The sequence below is a fragment of the Streptomyces beijiangensis genome (assembly GCF_017315755.1).
In the GTDB taxonomy this organism is placed as follows: Bacteria; Actinomycetota; Actinomycetes; order Streptomycetales; family Streptomycetaceae; genus Streptomyces; species Streptomyces beijiangensis.
The window spans coordinates 1-3071 of sequence record NZ_JAFLRJ010000612.1 but is presented as its reverse complement, the minus strand read 5'-3'; the positions used below and the strand labels follow the sequence as shown (position 1 = coordinate 3071).

General features: G+C 70.8%; 3 protein-coding genes. All 3 read left to right on the top strand.

Annotated elements, in window-relative coordinates:
* A partial coding sequence (locus tag J0695_RS37505; protein WP_206969240.1) for a GTP-binding protein occupies positions 1-532 on the top strand: 532 nt, incomplete at its 5' end.
* On the top strand, positions 529-1764 hold the full coding sequence (locus J0695_RS37500; RefSeq protein WP_206969238.1) for a cytochrome P450: 1236 nt from the start codon (positions 529-531) through the stop codon (positions 1762-1764). The genes J0695_RS37505 and J0695_RS37500, both read left to right, overlap by 4 nt.
* A complete protein-coding gene (locus J0695_RS37495) occupies positions 1761-3002 on the top strand; it encodes a cytochrome P450 family protein (protein WP_206969236.1) in 1242 nt (413 codons plus the stop codon). The genes J0695_RS37500 and J0695_RS37495 overlap by 4 nt, the downstream gene beginning before the upstream one ends.
* Positions 3003-3071 lie beyond the last annotated feature (69 nt).

The following is a 3071-nucleotide window of genomic DNA, read 5'->3' as shown; positions in this document are numbered from 1 at the left end:
CGGCTTCGGCGTGGGCAAGACGACGATGGTCCGCTCGGTCAGCGAGATCCGCCCCCTCAACACCGAGGAGACGATGACCGAGGCGGGCCGCCCGGTCGACGACATCTCGGCCGTGCACACCAAGACCTCGACGACCGTCGCCTTCGACTTCGGCCGCATCACCATCGACGACCGCTCGGTCCTCTACCTCTTCGGCGCCCCCGGGCAGGAACGTTTCTGGTTCCTCTGGGACCGCCTCTTCGCCGGCACACTGGGCGCGGTCGTCCTCGTCGACACCCGCCGTCTCGCCGACTCCTGGTACGCCATCGACCGCCTGGAGCACCACGGCACCCCGTTCATCGTGGCGTGCAACGACTTCGGCGGCGCCATCCACACCCCGGAGCAGCTGCGCGAGGCCCTCGACCTCTCGCCGGACGTACCGCTGGTCGACTGCGACGCCCGCGACCGTACGTCGTCCAAGTACGTCCTCATCGCCCTCCTCCAGCACCTGCACGCCCTCTCCGCCGCCGCCCGGGAGCCCAGCGCCACATGACCGCACACGCCGAACCCCTCGCACCCGCCCCGCTCAGCGGCCCCCGCTTCCACGTCGAACCGAACGCGCTCTACAGCGAGTTGCGGCGTACGCACGGATCCGTGGCGCCGGTGGTCCTCGACGGGGACGTGCCGGCCTGGCTGGTGCTCGACTACCGCGAGCTGCGTCTGGTCACCGGGGACCCGGTCCTCTTCAGCCGGGACTCCGACCTCTGGAACCAGTGGGACCGCATCCCGGACGACTGGCCGCTGCTGCCGATGATCGGCCGCAAGCAGCCCTCGATCCTCTATACGGTCGGCGAGCGCCACAGCGAGCGCGCACGCATGATCGGCGACGCGCTGGAGGCGGTCGACCCCTTCGCACTGCGCCGCCACGCCGAGCAGTTGGCCGACGAGCTCATCGACTCCTTCTGCGGCAGCGGGTCCTCCGAGATCATCGGGCAGTACGCGATGCTGCTGCCGCTCCGCGTTCTCGCCCGCCTCTACGGCTTCGCGGACGAGCAGGGTCCCGGCCTGGTCAAGGCCATGAACGACATGATCGACGGCCGCGAGAACGCACAGGCGGGCCAAGGCCACCTCGCCAAGTCGATGTTCGAACTCCTCACCGCCAAGAGGGCCGTCCCCGGCGACGACGTCGCCTCGCGGATGCTCGCCGACCCCTCGGGCTTCACGACCGAGGAGATCGCCCAGGACCTGATGGTGATGATGGCGGCGGGCCACCAGCCCACCGCCGACTGGATCGGCAACTCGCTGCGGCTGATGCTGACCGACGACCGGTTCGCCGCCTCGCTCTCGGGCGGCCGGCACAGCGTCGCGGAGGCCATGAACGAGGTCCTCTGGGAGGACACCCCCACCCAGAACGTCGCCGGCCGCTGGGCCTCGCGCGCGACCACCCTGGGCGGGCACTCCATCGCTGCGGGCGACCTGCTGCTCCTGGGCATCGCGGCCGCCAACGCGGACCCCCAGATCCGTACGCACGCCTCTTCGATGACCGGCGGCAACAACGCCCACTTCTCCTTCGGCCACGGCGAACACCGCTGCCCCTTCCCCGCCCAGGAAGTCGCCGAGGTCATCGCCCGTACGGGAATCGAGGTCCTCCTCGACCGGCTCCCGGACCTCGATCTCGCCACCCCGGACGACGCGCTGACCCGCCGCCCGTCCCCGTGGTTGCGCGGCCTGAGCACGCTCCCCCTGGTCTTCACTTCGACCCCTGCACTCGGAGGCACCGCATGACCTGCCCGATCGACCACGCCGGCACGGGTGCCGGAATCGTTCTCGATCCCTTCGTCGCGGACCTGGACGCCGAGAGCGCGGCCCTGCGCGCGGCCGGGCCGCTCGCGCGCGTCGTCCTGCCCGGCGGAGTGGCCTGCTACGCGGTCACGCGCCACGCGGAGGCGCGTCAACTCCTCACCGACGCACGGCTGGTGAAGGACATCAACGCCTGGGGCGCCTGGCAGCGCGGCGAGATCCCGCCGGACTGGCCACTGATCGGCCTGGCCAACCCGGGTCGCTCCATGCTGACGGTGGACGGCGAGGACCACCGGCGGCTGCGGACGCTGGTCGCGCAGGCCTTGACCGTACGGCGGGTGGAGCGCCTGCGCGAGGGCATCGAGAAGCTCACCGCAGCCAACCTGGAACGCCTCGCGGCCCTCGACCCGTCCCAACCCGTGGACCTCAAGGCGGAGTTCGCCTATCCGCTGCCCATGGCGGTGGTCGGCGACCTGATGGGGGTGGACGCGGCGGACCACCCGCGCCTGAAGTCCCTCTTCGAAAAGTTCTTCTCCACGCAGACGCCGCCGGCGGAGGTTCCGCAGATGATCGCGGACCTGGGCGAGCTCTTCGCGAAGATCGTCGAGTCGAAGCGGGCGAACCCGGGCGACGACCTGACCAGCGCGCTCATCGAAGCCTCCGAGAACGGCGACCACCTCACCACGGAGGAGATCACCAGCACGCTGCAGCTGATGATCGCGGCGGGCCACGAGACGACGATCTCCCTGATCGTCAACGCGGTGGTGGCCCTGCAGAGCCACCCCGAGCAGCGCGCCCTGGTCCTCTCGGGCGAGGTCCCCTGGGAGAACGTGATCGAGGAGACGCTGCGCTGGTCGACGCCGACCTCGCACGTGCTGATCCGCTTCGCGGCGGAGGACATCGAGGTCGGTGACACGGTCCTGCCCAAGGGCGAGGGGCTGATCGTCTCGTTCGGCGCGATAGGCCGCGACGAGGAGGCGCACGGGCCGACGGCGGGCGCCTTCGACATCACGCGCACCTCCGCCAACCGCCACATCTCCTTCGGCCACGGGCCGCACGTCTGCCCCGGCGCGGCGCTCTCCCGCCTGGAGGCGGGGGTGGCGCTGCCGGCGCTGTACGCCCGCTTCCCGAAGCTGGAGCTGGCGGTCCCGGCGGCGGAGCTGCGCAACAAGCCGGTGGTCACCCAGAACGACCTGCACGACTTGCCCGTGACACTGGGCTGATCCCCGCCGTACGCGACCTTCGGCCGCGTGTCCTCAATCGCCGGACGGGCTTGATTTTGCTGATCTCGG